Raw genomic sequence first — 24,445 nt, 5'->3', positions numbered from 1 at the left:
TCATTAACATAAGAGAATAGTAACGTGCTTTCACCTTCAAGAATAGTCTAAATCCTTAAGTTGATGGATGTGGGGTACAACCCCATAACAGCGCAGATAAGGTTAAAGAAACATACAAGTATATAAATCTAGCTAAATGAGGGAAGCCCTGCAGGGATGCAGGGCTGTACTAAGATCATCGAGTTTATAAAAATTTCTTGGACTGTAATAAGTTTAACACATAATTTTAAAAAATTTTATATAAGGATGTTAAGGATTTGTGAACAAAGACAAACCTTAACTTGTTGGAATGTTCAGATATCTAACAGTATCCCGCACCTAGCAAATGGGTTCCTGGATATTCCGATGCTCGAAAGCATCAAGAGAAGGGAATTGAGATGTTTCCATGTCTCGAACCAACATATATTGTAATGATTTAGAAGGAAACAAGTACTTATGTAGATTTGAACATTATGAAGTGGATGGTCGTTTTGAAGGTGAACCGCCAGAATGGAAGGTTGACATCATCGAATTAATGCCAATTATCCCTATCTTTGAACTACTCACCACTTAACATCCTCACGGACTGTTTGAAGTGGGAAATTCCTAAGTACAGAAACCTAACGGTTTCTAATTCATTAGGCTATCCGCGTAGTTCCTACGGTTAAGAGACAAATTGCTTCGTTTCTAAGATTGAGCGCTGCATTTCGATCTCTATCGTGATGTGCGCCACAAGAAGGGCAATCCCACTCACGAATTGTTAGATTTTTAACGTATTTGTTTTTGTATTCACAATTGGAGCATAATTGACTAGAAGCAAATGTTTTTGATACTATAACAACTTGTTTGCCATACCATTTTGCTTTATATTCCAACATAGTCCGAAATTGTGACCAAGATACTTCATTAATTGCTTTTGCAAGCTTTCTATTTTTGAGCATGTTACTGACTTGTAAGTCTTCCGTACCGATAACATTGTGGTTTTTGATGATTTTAGTAGAAATTTTATGTAAGTAATCAGCTCTTGCATTTGCAATATGTTCATGGATTCGTGCAACTTTCAAACGTTGTTTATTCCAGTTCGAAGAACCTTTCTTTCTTCTAGAAAGGATACACTGTACTTTTGCTAACTTCTCTTCTAATGCACGAAAGAATTTATGGTTCTTGTATGTTGTACCATCAGAAAGAATGACAAAATCTTTTAATCCCACGTCAATTCCACAAGTGGATTCTATTTTAGGCATTTCTTGTACCTCTGTTTCGACGAGGATAGATACAAAGTATTTACCACTTGGGTTACGGCGAATCGTTGCATTTAGAATACGACCTTCTACTTCACGACTTTTGGCAAAGCGAACAAGGCCAAGTTCCGGCAATTTCATTTTGTTGCCTACAATTGCAATGTTTCCATTCGTTTGCTTAGTTGTGTAGGATTGGATCTTATTCTTTTTAGACTTGAAACGTGGAATATCATTTTGTTTCTTGAAAAAACGTGAAAAAGCATCTGCGAGGTTTTTTAATGTGGATTGAAGAGCAATACTATCTACTTCCTTTAACCAGATTGTACCTTGCTTCTTTTTTAATTGAGTGAGCTCGGCAGAGCAAGAAGGATAGGCTAATCCTTTTCCTGTTTCTTTATAGGTGTTATTCCATAGAGCAAGAAAATGGTTAAATACAAAGCGACTGCAACCAATCGTTTTAGCAATTACTATTTCTTGTTTCTTATTTGGGTAGATACGAAATTTATATGCTTTATTTACTAACATAGGTTGCACCTCACTTTGTTATAGGATATCTACAGTATACAAAAAAAAGTAGGCTTACGCCTACTGACATTCATCTCCCACCTACCGTTGGACTAGCGCCCTTCACACGCTTGAGGAAGGAGTATTCTGTCAGAAAACGATAAATTAAAAAGGCGAGACATTCGACGATTCAATCGTCGAATGTCTCGCCAAATGGAACTAGATGGAGTTTTTCAGTGGCTTCATATAATACCGGACCCATGCTCAAAAAGCTACCTAATGAAATAACCTATCTAATTTATGGAGGTCACTTCAAATTGCCGTGCCCCCACAAAATAGACACCCCCAATAACCCCCGAAAATAAACATTTTTTGAAAAATTTATAAAAAGGAAAATCGACAAAAATCTCTAAAAAAAGGCTCTATACTAGGCTTCTTAAAAATCCCAATATACAAATTAAAATAGTATAAACACCCATAATTATTCCTAGTATTGTTTTATCAGGAAAAATTTTACTTAATTTTCTGAATGAAATTTATCCATAAATATTATTTTTTTACTTATCAGAAAATTCCACTTTTATGATAATATTGGTGGTGCAGCTCTGTTGCAAATATTTGAATTACACAAATATCTATATAAGGGGGAATGTGAAATGGAAAAGGAATATATTCATGAAGAAATGCTAGAGCTTGAAGATCTTGAATTAGATGAAGAGGATTTACTAATTCGTGCAGGCAAGACATTAGGTTAAGTTTTAAAATAAGGAGGTTACATATGCAGTTTAACTGTATATGTAACTTTTTTTAAGGTAGGGTATACAGTATGAAAGAAAATAAGATTATTTTATTATATGAAAAATTTATAGAATTAGACTATGAAGAAGAGTTAGATAAAGTACCAAAATTAAAAAACAGAGGGGTACTTTTGAATTTTTGGAAAAAATGGTATGAAATTAGTGAAAAACAATTCGAATTTATAATTTGGAAGTCCATTAATACCGTAGATACTTTAGATGATCTAGTCAAAATAACTGGGACTTTAAGTTTGGCTTTAAGATTATTAAAAGTATTAAAAGAAAGAAATTTAGTTGAAATTATAGAAAATAAAATAAGGTTTTCACAAGATTTAACAAGTAGTATTTTATATGAACCAACCTCTCTTCCTAATACAGGATATGAGAATAAAATAAACAAAAAAAAATATGCTCAATTTAAAGCTACTTGGGATAGTTCGTTGAGGAGAGCTGAAATAATAAATCAAGAGTTATCATCTAATAAAAATATCTTTTTTTGCGGAGATGATGATTATACAAGTTTGGCCCTTCAACAATATAAAAACAGAGAAATAAGTGTAGGAGATATTGATGAAGAACTGATTGAATATTTTAAACATACAAACAACGATATTAAGTTTTATAATTTTGATGTTAGAAATGAAGTTATAGAAGATTTAAGGAATAAGTATGATGCAATACATTGTGACCCTATAGATGATGGTAGAGGGTTAGATTTGTGGTTAAATAGAGCTAATGAATTATTAAAAGGTCAAAAGGGTGATTTAATTTTTTTAAATATAAGTGTTAAAAGATTAGGTAGTAGGGCGGTTTATTTGCAGAATTTCTTGACATCTTTAGGTTTTTATTTAAAAGAAATTATTCACGATTTAAGTTCTTATAAAGTGGCTGAAGAGCCTTACATTGATGAAGAATTAATAAAAAAGGACTTAGATGGCATTGGTTTTTCTGAAGATACATTCCATAATTTGTATATTCAAACGGATATGTTAATTTTTGTACGATTAATAGATAAACCAACCCTTTTTCCGCAAGAATATTATGAGATTAGAAGAAAAATATAAAATAACTGCGAGGTAATATAATGTATGTTTTAGGAGTCAATGGGTGGGACTTTGATGTTCATGATGCAAGTGCATGTTTATTTTATAATGGTAAATTAATAGCTGCAGCTGAAGAAGAAAGATTTATTCGTCAAAAAAAGGCATTAGATAAAATTCCATATAATTCAATAGCTTATTGTTTAAAGGAAGCTGAAATTACTCCAAATGAAGTAGATCATATTGTTATGGGCTGGGATGTAGAACAATTATATTTTGAGAAGTATTCAAAGAAGCTTAACAAAGATGAATGTCTTGAAAAGATTTTTCCGAAGAGAATTTTTAAGAGAGATAAAGATCCTCAAATTCATATGTGTTCTCATCATTTGGCACATGCTTCTGGTGCGTTCTTTAGTTCGGGATTCAATGAAGCTACCATAATAGTTATTGATGGAAGTGGAGAAGAAGAGTCAATAACAATAGCAAAAGGAAAAGGTAATATAATAGAAGTACTAGAAAAATACCCGTTGGAACATTCTTTAGGTATTTTTTATGAAGCATTAACTGTATTTTCAGGTTTAGGGAGGCATAATGAAGGGAAGTTAATGGGCCTATCTTCATATGGGGAAGAAATATTTGAATTTCCTGAAATACTGGAAAATCCTTTGAAACCAAATAAAAATACAGTTAGTATGAACGGTAAATATTTTTCGGTATTAAAAGATTGGATAAAAGTTATTAATAGTATAACAAAGATAGCTCCTAATAATATTAAATATGAATATAATCCAATAGATTCAATACTATTAATGAATTCATCAGTAATGGAATATAAAAATATTGCAGCCTCAGGTCAGGCAGCCTTGGAAAGAGCAATTGTTAAGCTTGTAAAAAAAGCTGTTAGTCTAACTGGAATAGATAATTTGTGTCTTTCGGGAGGAGTAGCATTAAATTGTATAGCGAATAGAATTATAGCTGATTTACCAGAAGTGGATAGTTTGTACATTCAACCAGGTGCTTCAGATAGTGGGGTAAGTATTGGAGCAGCTACATGGTTTCTTGCCGAAAATGGTATAGCGCCCATGTTCACTGAAGATCATGTATATTCTGGTCCGGAATTTCCTGATTCTAGTATCTTAAATATATTAAAAAAATATAATTTATCATATATAGAATTAGGTTCTAATAAATATGATAAATGCTCCGAGTTATTAATTCAAAATAAGATAATAGGAAGATTTTCTGGAAAGATGGAATTCGGTCCTAGAGCTTTAGGAAATAGAAGCATAATAGCTAACCCTCAGAGGAGGGATATGTTAAATAAAGTAAATACTATTAAGAAAAGAGAGCAATGGAGACCATTGGCTCCTAGCATCATAGATGAAAACGCTTCTGTAGTATTAGAAGAAAAAATAAATAATCCTTATATGCTGTTAAATTCTACTGTTAAAAAAGAGGTACATCATTTAGTTCCAGCAATAGTTCATGTTGATGGATCAACAAGGGCTCAAGTAGTTACGAGGGATATAAATTCTGATTATTATGAAACAATCTATAACTTTTACCAGAAAACGGGAATTCCTGCAGTTATGAATACATCGTTTAATGTAGGAAAAGAACCAATTATATGTAACCCAAGTGATGCTATTAGGTCATTTTATGGATCAGAGATGGATGCCCTTTTATTAGGTTCATTTTTGATTCTTAAATAAAGGAGGAGAGATTTTGAGAAATAGAAATTATTCTAATCTACAGGATGAAAGGGTAAAGGATTTGGTACTTAATAAAAAAAGTTATCCTTACTACCCAGAATATATACTATTAGATTTAATAAAAGAGGAAACAGTTTTTAAACGAGGAGCTTGCTCAAAGTATATTCATCATGAAGAGTTCAATACATGGCAGGAATATTTTTGTGGGGATTATTACGAAAAGCCTCAGGGGAAAAAAATTGCTTTTTTACAAGTTTGTTCTTGGGCTAAACCATATGACTTTTCATATATTGGTAAAAAAATTAGAGAAGTTACAAATAAATACCCAATGGTTCATCCAATTATTCTATCAAATGCGGGAATTATACCATATGAATACCAAATGAATCCTACTTTTTGTGCGTACGATTGGATGGAAGATATTGAAGATCCAGTAATTTATGAAGAATTAATGAAAGAATATAGGGATAAATTGATACAAAGAATTAGGAGATACCTAGAATCAAATTCATACGATGTAGTAGTACAATATGGTATACCGGTAAAAAAATATTCAATGGCTCCTGCAATTAAAGATATTTGTGAAGATCTGGGAATTGCTTTTCTTTTAACCCCAGATATAGAAACATATAGAAATAATAAAGGTAAATTAGTCGAGTTAAAGGATTCAGGAGAATTTTATTGTTTAGATGAAGTTTTGAGTAGTATGGATAATTGTTTAAATAAGGTGAGTAGATATGTTGAATCTATCAATTGTAATACCAGCTTATAACGATATTAGATTGGAAAAGTGTTTAAAAAGTATTGATGAAAATGTAGAGGTTGTCGTTGTCTTAAATGGTGCAACAGAAGAAGTAAAAAAAATCGCCTATTCTAGCAATGTAGTAATTGGGGAATTACCTACACCTAATTTAGCAAAAGCTTATAATTATGGAATTGAAATTTCTAGTAAAGATAATGTGTTAATTATGGATTCAGATTGTGTTTTTATGCCAGGTACCATCAATAAGTTATTCAAATTATTAGATGCAGGATCTTTGGCTAAAGGAAGGGTGATGTTTTCCTTTAACAGCAAAATTGGAAAAATCATTGCACGTGCAAGACATATACATACTTGCAAAAAAAATGCATATTCACCTCCATTGGCATTTAATAAAGGAATCTTAGCGAAGGTAGATGGATATTATTTTGATGAGAATTTATCTTGGACAGAGGATTATGATTTTGATATTAGAGTTCAATCTGCAAGTCTTAAGATTTTATATGATGATAATGCAAGAATTATTCATCCAGAGTTAAGCATTAAGCAAGATTTGAAAAGTTCATTTAATTATGGGGTAGGTCATGCACGTGGGGTTTTACACAAAAAAAATGGTTATTATGAACCTAAAAATAAAACGAGGTCGATTATTAACTCATATAAGTATATCAAAAAAAAATACGGTTATTTAACTGCTTTCTATCTCATATTTTGGCAGATTGCCTTTTATAGGGGATATAAAAAAGAAATACATTAAGGAGGAAAACAATGCAGCAACAATACGATGAAATTTCTGAATTATACGACATTATCATCCCAGAACCTGATGGTATTTTTGATTTTTACAGTGGTTTGGTAAAACCAAATGATGAAGTTTTAGATTTGGGGTGCGGTACTGGTAGATTATCTTTTATTCTTGCTGAAAAAGGCGCTAATGTAACTAGTGTTGATATATCAGCAGGAATGATTGAAAAAGCCAGTAAGAAGTTAGATGAGATGCCAAATATTAAGGATAAAATAGAATTTAAGGTTTCTTCTGCTATAGATTTTAAGTCTGAAAGAAAATTTGATTTTATATTTATGTCTGGTGGTGTATTTGAATATTTACTTACATCGTCACAACAAAAATTAGCTCTTAGAAATATTAAATTACTATTAAAAGAAGGCGGGATTTTTGTTTTCGATATTATTACACCTCCAACTATTCTTCCTTATTCTAAGAGAGTGAGTGATGGAGGAAATAGTCCTATTAAAGGGGAGAATTTTAAAAATTATAAAGTTAAATCATGGGATGTCGTAAAAGCAGATCATTATAAGCAAATAGTTGAAACCACTTGTTATTTTGAGGTTTATGACATAGCAGATAATTTTTTAAGTGAAAAAAAATTTAGATTTCTTGCAAAATATACTTTACCATCCGAAATGCAGTATCTCTTAGAAATAGAAGGATTTAATATAAAAAATTTTTATGGTGATTACAATAAAAATCTTTTTGGGAGGAATAGTGAATTTATGGTGTACGAATGTAGGAAGCAAGGGGAAAATTTTAATGATATACAGTGTGAATAGACGCTCTTAAAAAAGTATATTTTTCTAGTGGAAATAAAATGTATCCAGTTAGTATACTCCAGAGTAAATAATTTTTAATTAAAATAATAGGTAAATGATTTACCTGTTCAATAAAGGTGATGCTGAATGAAGGATATAGTAAAAAAACATTTAGTTATAGCGCCACACCATGACGATGAAGTCATTGGCTGTGGTGGAACAATTGCTCAAGCTATTAGTAAGGGTGAACATATAAAAGTAATAATAATTACAAAAGGAGATTTATCTGGAGGTGTAGGGGATTTAAATGAAATTATTTCAAATAGAGAGAACGAGTGTATAAATGCTTGTAATGCATTAGGGATAGAAAAAGGAAATGTTAAATTTTTAAAGAAACCAGACAGATCACTTGTGTATTCTTTAGATTTTGTGGAAGAAATTATTCATGAAATCTCAAAATATAAGCCTAATTTTATTTATTTCCCCCATGATATGGAAAGTGATAGGGATCATCGAATAGTAAATGAAGTTGTATCAGAAGCTATATTCCTGTGTCAATCAGGGTTCTTAAAAGAGAATTGTGCTCCGATGTGTTTACAGTATGAAGTATGGACTCCCATGAAAAACTATCAGGTTGTAAAAGATATTACCAGGTTTATTGAACTGAAAAAAGCATCAATTAAAAAATATGAATCCCAACTTAAAACATTAAATTTGGTTGATGGAGTTTTGGGGCTAAATTCTTATAGGGGTATGCAGGCAGGAGTGCAATTTGCAGAAGTTTTTAGAGTGGTAAGTAAGTAGTAAAAAGGAGAGAGAAGATGGATATCATTGAAATTGAAAATGTATCAAAAACTTTTGAAAGAGTAAAAATTGAAGAAGGATTAATAAACTCTTTCAAGAGTTTATTTAAAAGAGAAAAGGTCAAGGTTACTGCTTTAAGTGATGTGTCATTCAAAATAAAAGAAGGTAAAATAATTGGGCTTATTGGCGCGAATGGTGCTGGTAAGTCTACCTTAATGAAAGCAATGGTTGGGTTAATTAAACCAACTTCCGGGAGAATTTTGGTAAATGGATTTAACCCCCATGATAAGAAGAAAGATTTTTTAAAGTCAATAGGCGTTGTTTTAGGACAAAAAAATCAGCTATGGTGGGATCTTTCCCCTTACGAAACATTTTTATTACATAAAGAAATATATGAACTGTCTGATACAGAGTTTAGAAAGAATGTAGATGAATTAGCTAAAAATCTTGGGGTATCAGAGATTCTTAAATCGCCAGTAAGGAATCTCTCGTTAGGAGAGAGAATGAAATGTGAGTTAATTGCTTCAATCTTACACTCACCTAAGATATTATTTTTAGATGAACCGACTATTGGATTGGATTTTCTTGCTCAAAAGAATATTAGAAATTTTCTCAAGAATTATTGCAAAGAAAGAAATACAACAGTTGTAATAACTAGCCATTATTTCCCGGATATATATGAGTTATGTGAAGAATTAATAATATTGAAGAATGGAGAAGTTGTTTTTAATAACAATTTCAAAAAAATAAAAGAAGAAATTAAGAGTTATAAATATATATATCTTAGCTTTGAAAATGAAATAAATTCTCAAGATCTTAAGAAATATGGAGAAGTTAAAGAATCGGATAAATTTAGTGTAACAATAAAAGTTCAAGATAAGTTAGTGAACGAGACCATATCTAGCATATTAAAAGAATTCAATGTTATTGACTACAATTTGACTGAAATGTCATCACAAGACCTCATTGAAGATATTTATTCAATGGAATCGACTGGAGTGAAAATAACAGTATGAAGAAGTATTTAAAACCAATGATGCTTTCATTTCAAGCGGTTTTTCAGTATCGTATGAATGTTGTATTATATATGATTTTTGGTTTAATACCGCTTGTGGCTTTAATACTATTGTGGCATTCTCTCTTTGAAACACAAAGCAATATTCAAGGTTATACTCTTGAAATGATGATTACTTATGTAATAATTGCTAAGTTAATTGAACTTTTACTAATTCCTGAAATGCACTGGTCGATAAATGAGGAAATACAATCCGGTGAATTATCAAAATATCTTATAAAACCATTTTCATATTTTGGATATTGGTTTAGTCATAATTTAGGTAACAAAATTATTCATTTACTGATGTCAGTGATACCGATAATACCGATAATATTCCTGAACAGGGATTATTTCCTTTTGCCTACTTTAAAATATACTTTCCTGTTCATTCTTTCAATAGTAGGAGCATTAATACTATATTATATGATTTATTATTTGATATCACTCTTCTCATTTTACTTTGTAGAGATATCATCCTTTTTCTTTACTGTAGATATAGTATTAGAATTATTATCTGGATCGCTTATTCCGCTTGAATTTTTACCAGCTCCGTTAAATACAATAACTCAGTTTTTACCTTTTTCATACTTAATTCACTTTCCGGTAAATGTATATTTAGGAAATTTAAGTGGCACTGAAATTGTAAATGGATTAATTTCACAAGTGATATGGTCTTTAGTTTTCTATGTCCTTATTAGAGTACTTTGGAAGAAGGGGTTAAATAAATATGAATCTGTTGGTGCATAAATATGTTTAGATATTTAAAAATGTTAAAAGCAATTCTTAAAATTAATTTAAGTAATATTATGATGTATAGAGTTAACTTTTTTTTAAATATATTAGATAGCGTTGTTTGGTTCATTGTTACATTAGTATTTTTTAATAGTATATTTGATAGTTTTGGTAATATTAATGGTTGGAATACAAATGATATTTATTTGTTAATTGGAACAAGTGAGTTGATAAAATCTTTGATGTTTACTCTTTTTATTAATAATCTACCGTATATACCGAGTTTAGTTAACCAAGGAAGTTTAGATCAGATATTGTTTAAACCTATTAATAGTCAGTTTCTAGTTTCATTAAGAAAGCTTGATTTAGGGAATTTAGGGAACTGTTTACCAGCCGTACTGTTAATTAGTTATGCATTATTACAAAAGGGGGAGAGTGTTAGTATTGTAAATGGATTTTCTTTCTTGGGTCTATTGTTTTTAGGGATTATACTCTCGTATTCTCTGTGGTTTATTGTAATGACTTTATCTATATGGTTAACCAAAGTTGAAGGTATGCATGAGTTATTTCTTGGTACTATGACATTACTTAGATACCCATCTTCCTTATATAAAGGAATAAGTCGATTTGTTTTTTTATTTATTTTTCCTATTGTTATTGTTAGTAATATTCCAACTTATGCTTTAATTGGTCGATTAGAACTAAACGATGTATTCGTGTTAATGGGTTATTCTATTGGATTTTTTATTATTTCAATTTATTTTTGGAAGTTTGCCTTAAGATATTATAACAGTGCAAGTAGTTAAGGGGAGAAGGGAGAATAAAATGTACTCTAATGATAAAGCAATAGTTGTTTTTAGTGGTGGACAAGATAGCACAACATGTTTATTTTGGGCAATGCAACAGTTTGCGGAGGTGGAAGCTGTAACATTTAACTACAATCAACGTCATAAGTTAGAAATTGATTGTGCAGCGGAAATTGCGAACGAGCTTGGCATTAAACATACAGTGATAGATATGAGCCTACTAAATCAGCTAGCTCCAAATGCGTTAACAAGGATAGATATGGAGATTACACACGAAGAAGGTGAATTACCATCGACATTTGTAGATGGGCGGAATTTACTATTCTTATCATTTGCTGCTGTATTAGCAAAACAAGTTGGAGCACGTCATATTGTGACGGGTGTATGTGAAACTGATTTTAGTGGTTATCCAGATTGCCGTGACGTGTTTGTAAAATCGTTAAACGTTACATTAAATTTATCCATGGATTATCCCTTTGTCATTCACACACCACTTATGTGGATTGATAAAGCAGAGACGTGGAAATTATCTGATGAACTTGGGGCATTCGAGTTTGTTAGAGAAAAAACATTAACTTGTTATAACGGAATCCTTGGTGATGGTTGCGGTGAATGTCCAGCATGTCAACTTCGTAAAGCAGGATTAGATACGTACCTACAAGAACGCGAAGGAGGGAATGAATAATGGAAAACTTTTTCGGATTTCGCATTGTAGAAAATTTGCAAAAAATGGACAAGGATATTCAGCGTGAGCAATTAAAATACCATAATAAAAGAGTAATGGTCAGCAAGGAATTTACATTTGATGCAGCACACCATTTGCACTGTTATGAAGGGAAATGCAAAAATTTACATGGTCATACATACAAAGTTGTATTTGGTATTAGTGGATATGTAAATGACATTGGACTTGCAATTGACTTTGGAGATATAAAAGAAATTTGGAAAAACGAAATAGAGATTTATTTGGATCATCGCTATTTAAATGAGACATTACCAGTGATGAATACGACTGCGGAAAATATGGTTGTCTGGATTTATGAAAAGATGGCGGAAGCATTAACAAAAGGGAATCGAGCAGAAGAATATAAAGGAGCTCGTGTCGAATTCGTACGTCTCTTTGAAACACCAACGAGTTATGCAGAAGTAAGACGGGAGTGGATATTCGATGAGTAAGATTCCTGTGTTGGAGATATTTGGCCCAACCATTCAAGGAGAAGGAATGGTTATCGGACAAAAAACGATGTTCATTCGCACAGCAGGTTGTGACTATAGCTGCTCTTGGTGCGATTCAGCCTTTACATGGGATGGCTCAGCAAAAGAACAAGTTAGACAAATGGCGCCAGAAGAAATTTGGAATGAACTTGTTGAAATTGGTGGAGAAAATTTTTCTCACGTTACAATTTCAGGTGGGAATCCCGTTTTGCTGAAAAATATTCAGTTTCTTCTTACTATATTAAAAGAGAATGGAATTCGTACAGCGATTGAGACGCAAGGGAGTAAGTGGCAAGAATGGTTACTTCAAATTGAAGAAGTGACAATTTCACCTAAACCACCAAGTTCGAAGATGAAAACAGATTTTACGATGCTAGATTCTGTTATTCATAAATTAGAAAGAAAAGATTTTAGTTTAAAAGTAGTTGTATTTGAAGATTACGATTTTGAATATGCAGTAAAGGTGCACAAGCGATATCCGCAAGTACCATTTTTCTTACAAGTTGGGAACGATGATACGAAAACGGTGGATGATGCAGCGCTTATTAAAGACTTATTACAGAAATATGAACGGTTGATTGAAAAAGCTGTACAGTGTAAAGAAATGAATGATGCAAAAGTATTACCTCAACTTCATGCTTTAGTATGGGGAAATAAACGAGGCGTATAAATAATAGCATTTTATGAATAAATTAATAAGGTGGAAATAATATATGAGCTTAAAAACAATCCAAAGTGTAGAAATAGATACTGACAAAATTGAAGTAGCAGTAAAAATGATTCTTGAAGCAATTGGAGAAGATATTAATAGGGAAGGTATTTTGGAAACCCCAAAGCGAGTAGCAAAAATGTATAAGGAAGTTTTTCAAGGTTTAGGTCAAAACCCTTCTGAACATTTGTTAAAAATATTTAATGAAAATCATGAAGAATTGGTATTAGTTAAAGAAATTCCGTTCTATTCTATGTGTGAACATCATTTGGTACCTTTTTTTGGGAGGGCCCACATAGGTTATATTCCTAATAATGGAAAAGTAACTGGGTTAAGCAAATTAGCTAGAGCTTTAGAAACCATATGCAAAAGACCACAGTTGCAGGAAAGAATAACCAATGAATTAGCAAATGTAATTTTTGAAACTTTAGAGCCAAAAGGAGTAATTGTAGTAATTGAAGCTGAGCATATGTGTATGACAATGAGAGGTGTGAAAAAACCTGGTTCAATGACTATAACTTCGTCATATAAAGGAATATTTAAAGATAATAGTACACTTCGAAGTGAAACTTTAAATTTGATAGAGAGATAGAATTATATCGTTATTATGCTAAAAAAGAACATACAGAACCTATGTTAAATACAAATTTGTATTCTATTCATGAGCAAACGTATAGAAGAAAGTAGACGCTCATTATCGTAGTACGTCTAATCGAAAGGCATTGCTGAAGACTTTGGCAGTGCTTTTTCTAAATCAACTTTTTGATATTTTTCATTCTGCTCACAATATCATTTTATATTTTTTGAGAATATATCCACACCTATCGGCATATATCTTAAACACAATAGATATATGAAAGGGTGAGAGTATGATTTCATCATATTCAGTAAGATACATTTTAATAACAGGTAATACTTTTATAAAAAAAGTGATTACTGTATATGCATCTTCAGCTTTCTTTGCGATTGAAAAAATCAAAAAAGAATTAGAACGCCGCTTTTCTAATCCTACAAAAATTGAAGTCTATGCAGTATAAATATTTAAAACAATTCAAACGGACAAGGTGAAACGGGATATTTGTTTAACCTTGTCCTATTTCGAATTTATTATATGTTAATTACATATTAAAATTCATCATCACCAATTAAATTTCCTACATCATTATCCTTTGTAAGTCTTTGCTTCAAGTAATTTTCTTTTGTAGTTCTATCATTTTTATGGCCAACTGCAGCTGCAATGACATGAGGTGCTAGCCCCTTATAATCATATAAATACTGTACATAAAAATGTCTAAAGAAGTGAGGGGTAATTCGTATATTCTCTGTAAAAAGTAACTTGGTATCCTTAATAATTTTAGAAATATATTGTGACAAGTAATTCTCTCTATAAGCAGTATGGTTCTTTGTTTGAAATATAGTCCCACCATTTTTATTCCTAATGTTTACAGGTAACCTTCTCCGGATTCGAAATGCAACAATACGATTAAAAATGTCCTTATTAATAGAAACAATCCGTTCATTATCTCCCTTTGTATTAACTGTTAAATAGTAACGTCCACGTATAGCGTCATACTCAAGATCTTCCCATTTGGCATGAGCGACTTCTGCAACACGTAATCCCGTAGTAGCCAGGACCGATAATAAAGCGTAATTGATTTCATTGTCCTTATAGTAATGAAGTAGATGCTTCACTTCCTCATATGATAACTCGCGTTTTGGTTTATGTTGTTTATTAACGGTCGTACTTAGAATCTCTACATGAAGAGGTTCCTGGATATATTGAATTTCATACAACCATTTCAAGTAAGAGCGGATTATACCAAGTTTTCTACTAATCGTAGATGCTTTGTACTTTTCTTTTGATTGATAGGAGATTGCCTCCTGGGATAACCACTTTTGGTAGTTTCGGATATGTCGTTTTCTTAAGTTCCTCCAAACTTGGCCAATTACATAATCTTTAACATCTTGCTGCAGAAACTCTGTGCTTTGCTTAATAAAAAAATAAAATTGACTTAGATCACGAGCATATAGAGTCCTGGATGCATCCTTTATACGTTTTTCTTGGTCAAAATGTGTTTGCCGATTTAAATAGTAATACAATATTTCTTCATCTGAAAATCCCTCATATGTATATGAATCTTCTCTTTCGTTATTTTCCTTTTTAAATTCAGCCTCATTTATATAATCTTGATTCCATATCGCAATTATGTTTGAGAAATTTTGTTTTTGTTTCTCTATATTTTCTAAATAAGTTTCACTATGAATTGTATTTAAATTAAATTTCATTGTTACCCAACTCCATATTAATTTCTTTTATATCTAATATTATAACTGAATTACATTAAAAGTTACTTACATATTAAGATTAAATTTTATAAAAATGAAAGTTATGGATAAGCATAGAAAATGTTCTATTTTCTATGTTTATTATCAAATTATTTTTATAAATTATCTTTTATATAATTTATAATTATATAAAAGATAATTTAATTAGAAAGTGAATTTTAATTTCATATAATTTTAAAAATAAATTAAGTTGTGATTGTGTTATAATTAAATTTACATTATATATTTTTATTAATTTAACTTTACATAATAAAATTATTGATTTCACATAACAGAAGTTTACACATAGGAGGAAAAGGTATGTTTGAAAGACAGGAAATAAATATGAATACGAATGAAGTAAAAGCTTATTTAGGAATTAGTAGCTTCATTTTTAATACTCTTATGAAACAAGGACAATTAAATCCAATTAATCGAGAGACCTGGCGTTTAGATGGTAGCTTTTTATTTAAGCGAGAAGACATAGAAAAACTCAAAAAAGATCGTGAAACAGAAGGAATTACCTTATATCAGGCAGCAAAAGATTATAATGTGAGCATGTATCAACTTGAAAAGTGGATAGAAGAAGGAGTATTGACTTGTACTATACAGAAACATCGTAATCGTGAGACTAAATTTGTAAATGAGGAAGAAATAAACGGATTGGTACAGCGATTGGATCAGGCCAATACGCTGTATACATTCTCACAAAAATATAATGTAGTATTGTTCCAAAAATTTATGGAAGGTAATAAATTAGCACGCATTATATCCATTCCGAAGCGCGGGGATATTGTGCTTATTGATGAGTTTGGAAACAATATGACACTAGAAGATTCAATTAAAATGGGGTATAAGCCTGCATATATTTTATCTGATAAACCAAGAAGTCATCACCAAAAGTTTGTAAAGTTTCGTTTTCCTAAATCAAATCAATTGCGAAGTAACATTTTTCACTTAATTGACTTAGTATTACAGTATGTATCACCAAGAAATATTAAGATTTCTGAGGAAGATGGTTTTTGGTACTTTGATGTACGTCAATCCATTATTCAATTACCAATGCAAATGCAGGTAGAATGGATTGATTGTTTAACCCCATATATAATAGAAGGAAAATTAACAAGACGTGTTAATAATAGCGTGTATTTAGATAGCAGTAGTGTTACTAAGGCAGTAACGATAACAAGCAGTGAATACCATGCAATCACAAACATTGTAAAAGAAACGAACAGTTCTATTGAAGAATTTATTGCATCCGCTATTCGTGAAAAGATTTATGATTATCAAGCATCAGACAACTAAATTACAAAAATAAAGAAAAGACGCTTTAAAGTGTCTTTTCTTTAGATAGATCAGAAGTTAGATTTCCAATCTAATATGAAAACCAAATGCAGTTTTTAAAATTTAATCTGAGTTAATAACAAATTCTAATGTAATAATACATATTGTTGAGCTCAATATGTATTAAGCTAACTTTCAATTACTCTTCGTTTTACTTCAAAATCAATTGTGTTTTTTGTGCTTACTTTCATTCAATACACCAACAGCTAGAAATTTAATATTTGCTCCTATACTTAAAGGAAATATTACTCCTCCTATTTTAGTCTGAAAAAAATAAAATATAAATAATACAATAGAAAGTGCAATACTTAAGATAGCAATTATATAATATTTATTCATAGACTAGCTCCTTTTATTGTAATTTTGAGAGAGTTTTATCTTGAATCTCATAGATATAATCACCTAGTTGATTTTTAAACTCTTCAATATGAGTAACAAATATTAAACTATTACCTTTTTCAAGAAACCTAATTAAAACTTTGTATATTTCTTGTTGGGAAAATTTATTGTATGAGAACATAAGTAATCAAATCATGCCACCTTTCCCCCTAAATTCCTCTATCCATAAATCATTATAAAAAAGGATGTTTCTATAACGAGAAATAGAAATAGAAAGAAAAATAAAAATATCTGAATTTTTAAAATGCAATTTTGCATTAATAATAACAAGATAACGTTTTTTTTGTATAATTCTTTAATAAGATGCATCTTTATTATACATAGTATTGAGAGGAGAAATAAAAATGAAGAAATCCGTCGTTACATTACTAGCAACCGGAATCGTTTTAGGGGCTCCATTTTCAAATGCCTTTGCAGAGGAACAAGTATCGCAGCAAGAAGCTTTGGACAAAATGGAAGTCGTTCAAAAAAAGTGGAATGATGAACAAGGAAATCCATCTTTCCTTTCGGGAGAATTATCTGATAAAACAGTAGATTCAGAAAAAGAGGTAAAATCGTTCCTTGAAGAAAATAAGGAATTATTTAAAATCAACCCACAAACTGACTTAACACTGAAAGAAGTAACGTCAGATGATTTAGGAATGAAACATTATGTGTACATTCAATCTATTAATAAAGTTCCAGTTGATGGTGCACGTTTCATTGTTCATACAAATCGTGAGGGCAAAGTAACAACGGTAAACGGAGACGTACATCCCGCTGCCGCTGACCGTTTGAAAGGAAATACAAAGGCAAAGATTTCAAATGAAACTGCCCTTTCAAATGCATGGAAACATATTAATCTAGCAAAAAAAGATACATTTGTAGAAACAAGTGGGACTACGTTAGAACAAATGAAAGAAACCGCAAAATCTACAAATGAAGAAGCTGATTTAGTTGTTTATGAAAAAGACGGAAATTATTACTTGGCTTATAAAGTACAATTACAATTCATTAAACCTTATGGAGCAAACTGGAAAATCTATGTAAACGCAGAAGATGGAACAATTGTAAATTCATATAATGCAGTTACAGATGCAGATACTCCGCAAAAAGGCTACGGCTACGGCGTATTGGGGGATCGAAAAAGCCTGAATACAACTTATAGCAGTCAATATGGAAAATACTATTTAAAAGACACAACAAAACCGATGAATGGTGGCGTTATTGAGACAACTACAACTAATCATGGCACTGATTGGCAAAATCCAAGTAATTCCTCTCTATTCGATACAGATAATGCTTGGATAGATAAGAGCCAAGCTCCTGCAGTTGATGCTCATTTTAATGCAGGAAAAGTATATGATTATTATAAAAATGTTCATAACCGTAACAGTTTTGATGGAAAAGGTGCAACGATTCGTTCTGGAATTAATTTCGGGACCAACTACAATAATGCATTCTGGAATGGACAACAAATGGTATATGGTGATGGCGATGGTGTTCAATTCGCACCGCTGTCAGGTTCTCTTGATGTTGTTGCACACGAACTAACACATGCGGTAACTGACAAGTCAGCTGAGCTTGAATACCTAAATCAATCCGGGGCACTAAATGAATCTTTTTCTGATGTATTTGGATATTTCGTTGATCCAGCCAATTGGGATTTAGGAGAAGCTGTAACTACGCCAAAAGTTGCAGGAGATGCACTTCGCAGCTTATCAAATCCTGAAAAGTATGGCCAACCTGCTCATATGAATGACTATCAATATTTACCACCAACAGAAGAAGGAGACAATGGCGGCGTACATATCAATAGCGGTATTCCAAATAAAGCTGCTTATTTAACAATCAATGCTATTGGTAAGGAAAAAGCAGAAAAAATCTACTACCGTGCTTTAACAACGTACCTTACACCAACTAGTGATTTCAGCAAGGCACGTGCTGCATTATTACAATCTGTTGCTGATTACGATGGCGTTAATAGCGCGACATATCAAGCTGTGCAAAAAGCTTGGAATGACGTAGGAGTAAAATAATAGTTTCATTGATAGAAAAGTGTAAAAGGACACGCTTGATAGGACTATCTGACGAGAGTGTCCTTTTTTCACTGTATTTTTTATCGTATACTTTATTTTTTCTCTTCACGGGGTAGCACCACATGCCCATCAAGCTAAGAAAAGAGAATACCCCAAAACATGAAAAAATAGCCCTCCACCTGGCCAAAAAGGATAAGGTGAAGGGCTATTCTTTATACTACTATCACTTCTTACTATCTTGTACGAATTTCAGTATTCATACATTACAAAGTGCTTGATTAATCGTATGCTTTTACATCTGTTAATGATGGAAGGGAAGCAATTGCTCCGTAATTTGTACATGTTACAGCACCTACTTTATTTGCAAATGAGATAAACTCTTTTAAATCTTTGAAGTTATGAATAAGAGTTTGTTCACTTTTTGCAATTTGGTATAACATCGCTCCGACGAAAGCATCACCAGCACCAGTTGCATCCACTTGTTTAATGGAAACAGAAGGTACAATAATTTGAGAGTCCTGTGTTGCAAGAAGAGTGCCGTCTTTTCCGAGTGTAATAGCTACAACTTTAGCCCCGTAATGTAGTAATTTCAGAGCTGATTGTTGTAAATCAGTTTCTTTAGAAAGCATTGTGGCTTCTTCTTGGCTTACCTTTACGAAATGTGCGTGTTTTATAATGGATAGGCAATCTTGAGAAAATTGCTCTATATCTGTAATTAGTGCATCTCGATAATTTGGATCAAAAGAAATAAAATGATTATTGTCTTTCGCAAACTGTAATAGTTGAAAGTATGTTTCCTTTAATGGACTTGATAATAAGGCAGTTGCCGAACCGAAATGTATTAGATCATTACGTTTTATTTTCGATAAATCAATTTTATTAAAAGTGTATTCACCATCAGCTCCGCGCATAAAAATAAAATCTCGTTCGCCATCTTTATCGATGGATACGAAAGCAAGCGTGGTTTGTTTATCTTTTATGAGCATTGAAGTATCAACATGTGCACCCTGTAAAGTTTGCTCTAGAAAATCACCGAATGGATCATTTCCTACTTGTCCCATAAATGTAGCGTGTCCACCTAATTTTGTAATAGCGGCGGCAACATTAGCTGGAGCCCCACCAGCTTTCTTTTCGAAATTTGCACCCTCTACTAAAGAAACATTGGAATTTCGACAAACGAAATCAATTAATAATTCACCTATACAAAATACATTTCTCATACAATCCCTCTTTTAAGTTTATATTGTGTAATTGTAAAATGTAGTTTTGCATCTGAAAAGATTGCGATATGCTGTTTCATGTCTTTTCGCGGAAATACTCTAGACGTAAAGACAGTGGAACCATCATATAAGAAAATTTCTACGATGCTATTATCTACAAATATTCGCAGTTCTATCGTATCGCGAATACCAATTTTTTTACAACGTTCGTACCCATACTCTCCGCCGAATTGATGATGGAAATTGCGGCGATCTACGGAAACAGTTCCTTTTTCGCGGTTAAATGTAATCGGTAAAGATTCCTCTTCATTATGGAAGAGGGAAAGGCCAAATTTGTTCGCATCATCTGTTTTAAGAGTGACAATTAATTCATATGAGTATTCATGGCCAAGAGTGGTTAATACGTTTAGCCCAGTAGGTATGTCACCTGAAATCTCTTTTTTGGTTGTTCTTAGCTTGGTTAGTTCTGAAACTGGTTTTTGTTTTAATATATTATTTTCTAACACTAGTTCTCGCGGAAGTGTTAAACAATGAGCCCACATATAGTCGTCAGAAGGATATGTTATTTCGCTTGAGCCCGCCCAAGCAAATAAAAGGCGGCGCCCAGACGGATCTTCTAAAGTTTGAGGGGCATAAAAGTCGAATCCTTTATCAACTTCGTAATACGCATCAATATGGAAATATAAATTTTCGATATCAAAATGTCCAATTGCATATACGACATTATATACATTTTGAAAACTTTCCTTGTTTCTTTTGATTCCTTGTGGCGAAAAGAGTAACACATCTTTTCCTGATAGTTGGAAGTAGTCGGGGCATTCCCACATAAATCCAAATTCTTTTAAATTTGTTTGAACCTCACCTTGGAAATGCCAACTGTATAGGTCTAGTGACTTATATAATAATAGAGTCCCCGTTTTATTTTCACGTTGTGCTCCGAGTAACATATAGTACGTATCGTTATTTTTCCATACTTTTGGGTCACGTACATGCTTCGTATATCCATCAGGGATCATATCAATAACAGGATTATTACTATATTTAGTCATCGTATATTGAGAATCCATCGTTACCATACATTGTTTAGCATCGCGGGAATCATCAGTTTTTTTTATATTTCCTGTATACAATAAGTGCAGGAGCCCATCTTTTATAATAGAACTACCGGAATATGCGCCATGCGATTCATAGCGTTCAGTCGGGATGATGGCGACTGGCATGCGCTCCCAGTTAATAAGGTCTTTTGATTTTACATGTCCCCAATGTTTCATCCCGTGTATCGGGCCAAATGGATACCACTGATAAAAAACGTGATATTCATCATTGTAGTATGATACACCGTTAGGGTCATTCATTAATCCATATGGTGGATGGATATGATAAATAGGTTTCCATGAATCTTGATTTGCAATTTCATTTAAAGAATGTAATTCTTCTTTATTAGATTGCAGTATTGTTTTATATTTCGACATAGGTTTTCACCTCGTTGTTATTTACTTTCTTTATATAAAATGAATGTGGTAACAAAAGCAGTAATAACTGCGATAGCGAAGCCGATTACATAGTGAATCACATTCATCATTCCAAGAGGTGCAACAATTGTAAGCATTGGAATACCTGTTAAACCATATGCATTTGCTGCGACTTGCATCCAAACAACATAAGCACCTCCAATTGCGCCTCCAATAGCTGCTGCAATAAATGGTTTACCAAGTTTTAAATTGACACCAAAAATAGCTGGTTCTGTAATTCCTAAAAATGCTGAAGCTGCTGCTGGAATTGCAATTTCTTTCGTTTTTTTGTTTTTTGTTTTGAAATAAACTGCTAAAGTAGCCCCACCTTGAGCAACGTTCGCCATTGACCAAATAGGGAGTAAGAAATTGACACCGATATCTTTATTAGCGAGTAAGCCAGCTTCAATAGCATGGAAGCTATGATGTAAGCCAGTAAGAACGATTGTTGAATATAGCCCACCGAATATAAGGCCAGCTATTGGTCCTGCAAATTGATAAATAGTATTTAAAAGGTACGTAATACCGTCACCGATTTTATATCCAATTGGTCCGATAATAATAAGTGATAAAAAGCCTGTTATAATAATTGTTAAGAACGGTGTAACTAATAAATCTAAAGAGTTCGGAACACGTTTTCGGAGTTCTTTTTCAATTGTACTCATAACATATACGCATAATAAAATAGGTAAAACAGTGCCTTGATAGCCAATCATATCAATATCCATACCAAGGAAATGTAAAACAGTTGGTTTTGCATTTGAAAGAGTCCAAGGATTCGTTAAGCTTGGGTGAGTTAATATGCCGCCAACAACTGCACCTAAGAAAATATTTCCGCCAAATTCTTTAGCAGCACTAACCCCGATTAAAATAGGTAAAATAATGAAAGCTGCACTTGAGAACATATCAAGCAATTGGATAAGTGAGTGATTGCCAGGAACTAATTTAAACGCTTTCAACATTCCGAGTAGACCCATAAGTAAACCGCTTGCGACAATAGCTGGAATAATTGGAACGAAAATATTGGATAATGTCTTTGCAAGTCGAGCGAACGGATTCATTTTTTTCTTAGGAATATCGTTTGATACTGGGGAATCAAGTTCGGTCATTCCAATTAGTTTTGAAAATTCATCATATACTTTGTTTACTACACCAGTTCCAAAAATAATTTGATATTGATCAGACGTTGCAAAAGCACCTTTAACCCCATCGATGTTTTCGATTTCTGCTGCATTTATTCTTGTTTCATCTTTGAGTATAAGACGAAGGCGAGTAGCGCAATGTGTAGCGCGAATAATGTTTTCTTTTCCGCCGATGTTCTGTAAAACTTGCGTTGCGATTTGTTTCATATTCATAAAAATTCCTCCTTACTAATACACTTTCTATTTATGGAACCGGTTCCGTTATTGATTAAAATAAAAAACAGGGGTGTGATGTGAAAATCCTGTTTTTAAAATGTGGAACCGGTTTTATTTTTTATTATAGAGCGTCTTTAAATTTTGTCAACGCTTTCTTGGATTTTTAATGTATAGCGAGAATGTAATATTTTAGGGATTGTTTTGTTTTCAACAAGCTGTGAAAGGGAAGTAGCAGCAAGCTTACCAGCATACTCATAGTCAAATGCGATTGTCGTTAAGCTAGGGTGTACCATTTCTGAAATATCATATCCACCGAATCCTGCTACAGAGATATGATTTGGAATAGAAAGGTGATTAGAATGAATTACTTTCATTGCTCCAAGGGCGATATTATCTGTAGCACATACGACAATAGTAGGGCGGTTGTAATCTAAAATATGCTGTACTTGTTTCATCGCATCTTCTATTTTGAAAGTTGTTTCGTAATAAGAAACGGTGCAAGTAGGATCTAAATTTTCAATCGCTTTTTGAAAACCATTTTTTCGATTTAAACCAACAGAAATATCATCTTTTTCTACTCCTAAATAGGCGATATGACGGTGGCCTTGTGATAATATGTATGCACCTAGCTCATAAGCAGCGTCAAAATCATCATGAACGAGGCAATATTGATCCTCATATTCTTGACCAACAAATAAAATAGGGGTAGTAGAATTAGCGATAATGTGTTTATGCTCTTTTGTTAAACTTTTTGTTAATAAAATTATGCCAGCTACTTTTTGTTTTATAAAGTTTTCCATTGCTTGAATTTCCGTTTCGATTTTTTGATTCGCATTTGCAACAAGCATTTGATAGTTATTTTCTCGCAAAGTATTATCAATCCCGATAAGTGTTTTTGTTGTGGCGAAGGAATCTAATCGGGGGATAATGACACCAATTAAATTTGTTGTTTTTGCTTTTAAACTTTGTGCAAATGTATTGGGAGAGAAATTAGTCATTTCAATAATACTTTCAATTTTTTGTTTTGTTTTATCACTTACATATCCACCATTTAAGTAACGGGATACAGTACTTTTTGCAACACCTGCTAATTTAGCGATATCTGCAATTGTCTTAGCCATAGTATTCCACCTTTGTATTAAAAAAAATGTTAATTTTATTATATGAAGAATTGAAGGTTACGTAAACAAGACAAAGAAATTAAAATTTTGAAAGAATTAATTACAAGAGGAACATGTAATGTAACTCAAATTGTAGATATTCTTGGTATCCCACAATCTACTGTTTCGCAGCATTTATCGTTTTCTGACAGAAGACTCCTTCCTCAAAAATGTGAAGGTGTGAAACGCCAATTTTAGGTGGGAGA

25 protein-coding genes are annotated in these 24,445 nt (G+C 32.2%); 18 read left to right on the top strand and 7 right to left on the bottom strand.

Going from position 1 to position 24,445, the window contains the following annotated elements:
• The first annotated feature begins 385 nt into the window (after positions 1-385).
• A complete protein-coding gene (locus tag BAU27_RS32615) occupies positions 386-553 on the top strand; it encodes a hypothetical protein (protein WP_175546586.1) in 168 nt (55 codons plus the stop codon).
• Positions 554-617: 64 nt separating this feature from the next.
• Here the strand turns inward: BAU27_RS32615 and tnpB are convergent, their stop codons facing one another.
• The gene (tnpB, locus tag BAU27_RS30495; RefSeq protein WP_071773044.1) at positions 618-1,745 is read right to left on the bottom strand and encodes an IS200/IS605 family element RNA-guided endonuclease TnpB; all 1,128 of its coding nucleotides are present in this window, start codon (positions 1,743-1,745) and stop codon (positions 618-620) included.
• 805 nt (positions 1,746-2,550) lie between these two features.
• On the opposite strand from tnpB, the gene BAU27_RS30490 reads away from it, so the two are divergent.
• The 14 genes from BAU27_RS30490 to BAU27_RS32610 all read left to right on the top strand — a co-directional run bounded on the left by BAU27_RS30490 (position 2,551) and on the right by BAU27_RS32610 (position 13,941).
• The gene (locus BAU27_RS30490) at positions 2,551-3,585 is read left to right on the top strand and encodes a bis-aminopropyl spermidine synthase family protein (protein ID WP_071773043.1); all 1,035 of its coding nucleotides are present in this window, start codon (positions 2,551-2,553) and stop codon (positions 3,583-3,585) included.
• A gap of 20 nt (positions 3,586-3,605) precedes the next feature.
• Positions 3,606-5,273: a carbamoyltransferase family protein gene (locus BAU27_RS30485; protein WP_071773042.1), complete on the top strand. Its 1,668-nt coding sequence runs from the start codon at positions 3,606-3,608 to the stop codon at positions 5,271-5,273.
• A gap of 13 nt (positions 5,274-5,286) precedes the next feature.
• Entirely contained in the window at positions 5,287-6,045 is a 759-nt protein-coding gene (locus BAU27_RS30480; RefSeq protein ID WP_071773041.1) for a DUF5591 domain-containing protein, read from the top strand.
• Positions 6,011-6,790, top strand: a complete 780-nt coding sequence (locus BAU27_RS30475) for a glycosyltransferase family 2 protein (RefSeq protein WP_071773040.1) — start codon at positions 6,011-6,013, stop codon at positions 6,788-6,790. Before BAU27_RS30480 ends, BAU27_RS30475 begins: the two co-directional genes overlap by 35 nt.
• Positions 6,791-6,801: 11 nt before the next feature.
• A complete protein-coding gene (locus BAU27_RS30470; RefSeq protein ID WP_071773039.1) occupies positions 6,802-7,602 on the top strand; it encodes a class I SAM-dependent methyltransferase in 801 nt (266 codons plus the stop codon).
• A gap of 126 nt (positions 7,603-7,728) precedes the next feature.
• Positions 7,729-8,385, top strand: a complete 657-nt coding sequence (locus BAU27_RS30465; RefSeq protein WP_071773038.1) for a PIG-L deacetylase family protein — start codon at positions 7,729-7,731, stop codon at positions 8,383-8,385.
• A gap of 17 nt (positions 8,386-8,402) precedes the next feature.
• A complete protein-coding gene (locus BAU27_RS30460; RefSeq protein WP_016127989.1) occupies positions 8,403-9,401 on the top strand; it encodes an ABC transporter ATP-binding protein in 999 nt (332 codons plus the stop codon).
• Positions 9,398-10,189, top strand: coding sequence for an ABC transporter permease (locus BAU27_RS30455; RefSeq protein WP_000760370.1), 792 nt, complete (start codon positions 9,398-9,400; stop codon positions 10,187-10,189). The genes BAU27_RS30460 and BAU27_RS30455 overlap by 4 nt, the downstream gene beginning before the upstream one ends.
• A 2-nt stretch (positions 10,190-10,191) precedes the next feature.
• Positions 10,192-10,980, top strand: coding sequence for an ABC transporter permease (locus tag BAU27_RS30450; RefSeq protein ID WP_071773037.1), 789 nt, complete (start codon positions 10,192-10,194; stop codon positions 10,978-10,980).
• A gap of 19 nt (positions 10,981-10,999) precedes the next feature.
• Positions 11,000-11,665 carry a 7-cyano-7-deazaguanine synthase QueC gene (gene queC, locus BAU27_RS30445; RefSeq protein ID WP_071773036.1) on the top strand — a complete coding sequence of 222 codons (666 nt, stop codon included), beginning with the start codon at positions 11,000-11,002 and terminating at the stop codon, positions 11,663-11,665.
• Complete coding sequence (gene queD, locus BAU27_RS30440; protein WP_071773035.1) at positions 11,665-12,156, top strand: 6-carboxytetrahydropterin synthase QueD; 492 nt, start codon at positions 11,665-11,667, stop codon at positions 12,154-12,156. The genes queC and queD overlap by 1 nt, the downstream gene beginning before the upstream one ends.
• Positions 12,149-12,865: a 7-carboxy-7-deazaguanine synthase QueE gene (gene queE, locus BAU27_RS30435; RefSeq protein WP_071773034.1), complete on the top strand. Its 717-nt coding sequence runs from the start codon at positions 12,149-12,151 to the stop codon at positions 12,863-12,865. The genes queD and queE overlap by 8 nt, the downstream gene beginning before the upstream one ends.
• Positions 12,866-12,908: 43 nt before the next feature.
• Entirely contained in the window at positions 12,909-13,496 is a 588-nt protein-coding gene (folE, locus tag BAU27_RS30430) for a GTP cyclohydrolase I FolE (RefSeq protein ID WP_000054143.1), read from the top strand.
• 277 nt (positions 13,497-13,773) lie between these two features.
• Positions 13,774-13,941, top strand: a complete 168-nt coding sequence (locus tag BAU27_RS32610) for a hypothetical protein (protein ID WP_000625960.1) — start codon at positions 13,774-13,776, stop codon at positions 13,939-13,941.
• 88 nt (positions 13,942-14,029) lie between these two features.
• Here BAU27_RS32610 and BAU27_RS30425 read toward each other — a convergent pair whose 3' ends face one another.
• Positions 14,030-15,190: a tyrosine-type recombinase/integrase gene (locus tag BAU27_RS30425; protein WP_071773033.1), complete on the bottom strand. Its 1,161-nt coding sequence runs from the start codon at positions 15,188-15,190 to the stop codon at positions 14,030-14,032.
• A 360-nt stretch (positions 15,191-15,550) separates the two neighbouring features.
• Here BAU27_RS30425 and BAU27_RS30420 point away from each other — a divergent pair, with 360 nt between their 5' ends.
• On the top strand, positions 15,551-16,534 hold the full coding sequence (locus BAU27_RS30420; RefSeq protein WP_071773032.1) for a DNA-binding protein: 984 nt from the start codon (positions 15,551-15,553) through the stop codon (positions 16,532-16,534).
• Between the two features lie 201 nt (positions 16,535-16,735).
• Here BAU27_RS30420 and BAU27_RS32605 read toward each other — a convergent pair whose 3' ends face one another.
• Positions 16,736-16,912: a hypothetical protein gene (locus tag BAU27_RS32605; protein ID WP_175546585.1), complete on the bottom strand. Its 177-nt coding sequence runs from the start codon at positions 16,910-16,912 to the stop codon at positions 16,736-16,738.
• A 404-nt stretch (positions 16,913-17,316) separates the two neighbouring features.
• On the opposite strand from BAU27_RS32605, the gene BAU27_RS30410 reads away from it, so the two are divergent.
• A complete protein-coding gene (locus tag BAU27_RS30410) occupies positions 17,317-18,990 on the top strand; it encodes a M4 family metallopeptidase (RefSeq protein ID WP_071773031.1) in 1,674 nt (557 codons plus the stop codon).
• Between the two features lie 278 nt (positions 18,991-19,268).
• Here the strand turns inward: BAU27_RS30410 and BAU27_RS30405 are convergent, their stop codons facing one another.
• The 4 genes from BAU27_RS30405 to BAU27_RS30390 form a co-directional block, all read right to left on the bottom strand.
• On the bottom strand, positions 19,269-20,210 hold the full coding sequence (locus tag BAU27_RS30405) for a carbohydrate kinase family protein (protein ID WP_071773030.1): 942 nt from the start codon (positions 20,208-20,210) through the stop codon (positions 19,269-19,271).
• Positions 20,207-21,682: a glycoside hydrolase family 32 protein gene (locus BAU27_RS30400; RefSeq protein WP_071773029.1), complete on the bottom strand. Its 1,476-nt coding sequence runs from the start codon at positions 21,680-21,682 to the stop codon at positions 20,207-20,209. The genes BAU27_RS30405 and BAU27_RS30400 overlap by 4 nt, the downstream gene beginning before the upstream one ends.
• A 17-nt stretch (positions 21,683-21,699) precedes the next feature.
• Positions 21,700-23,076 (bottom strand): sucrose-specific PTS transporter subunit IIBC, encoded by a 1,377-nt coding sequence (locus tag BAU27_RS30395; RefSeq protein ID WP_071773028.1) that lies wholly within the window; start codon positions 23,074-23,076, stop codon positions 21,700-21,702.
• Positions 23,077-23,213: 137 nt separating this feature from the next.
• Complete coding sequence (locus tag BAU27_RS30390; RefSeq protein WP_071773027.1) at positions 23,214-24,200, bottom strand: LacI family DNA-binding transcriptional regulator; 987 nt, start codon at positions 24,198-24,200, stop codon at positions 23,214-23,216.
• A 78-nt stretch (positions 24,201-24,278) separates the two neighbouring features.
• Here BAU27_RS30390 and BAU27_RS30385 point away from each other — a divergent pair, with 78 nt between their 5' ends.
• Positions 24,279-24,437, top strand: coding sequence for an ArsR/SmtB family transcription factor (locus tag BAU27_RS30385; RefSeq protein WP_071773026.1), 159 nt, complete (start codon positions 24,279-24,281; stop codon positions 24,435-24,437).
• The last annotated feature ends 8 nt before the right edge of the window (positions 24,438-24,445 follow it).

The organism is Bacillus sp. NH11B (assembly GCF_001884205.1).
Classification (GTDB): domain Bacteria; phylum Bacillota; class Bacilli; order Bacillales; family Bacillaceae_G; genus Bacillus_A; species Bacillus_A proteolyticus.
The sequence above is the reverse complement of the archived record's forward strand: the minus strand, read 5'-3'. Positions and strand labels throughout refer to the sequence as shown.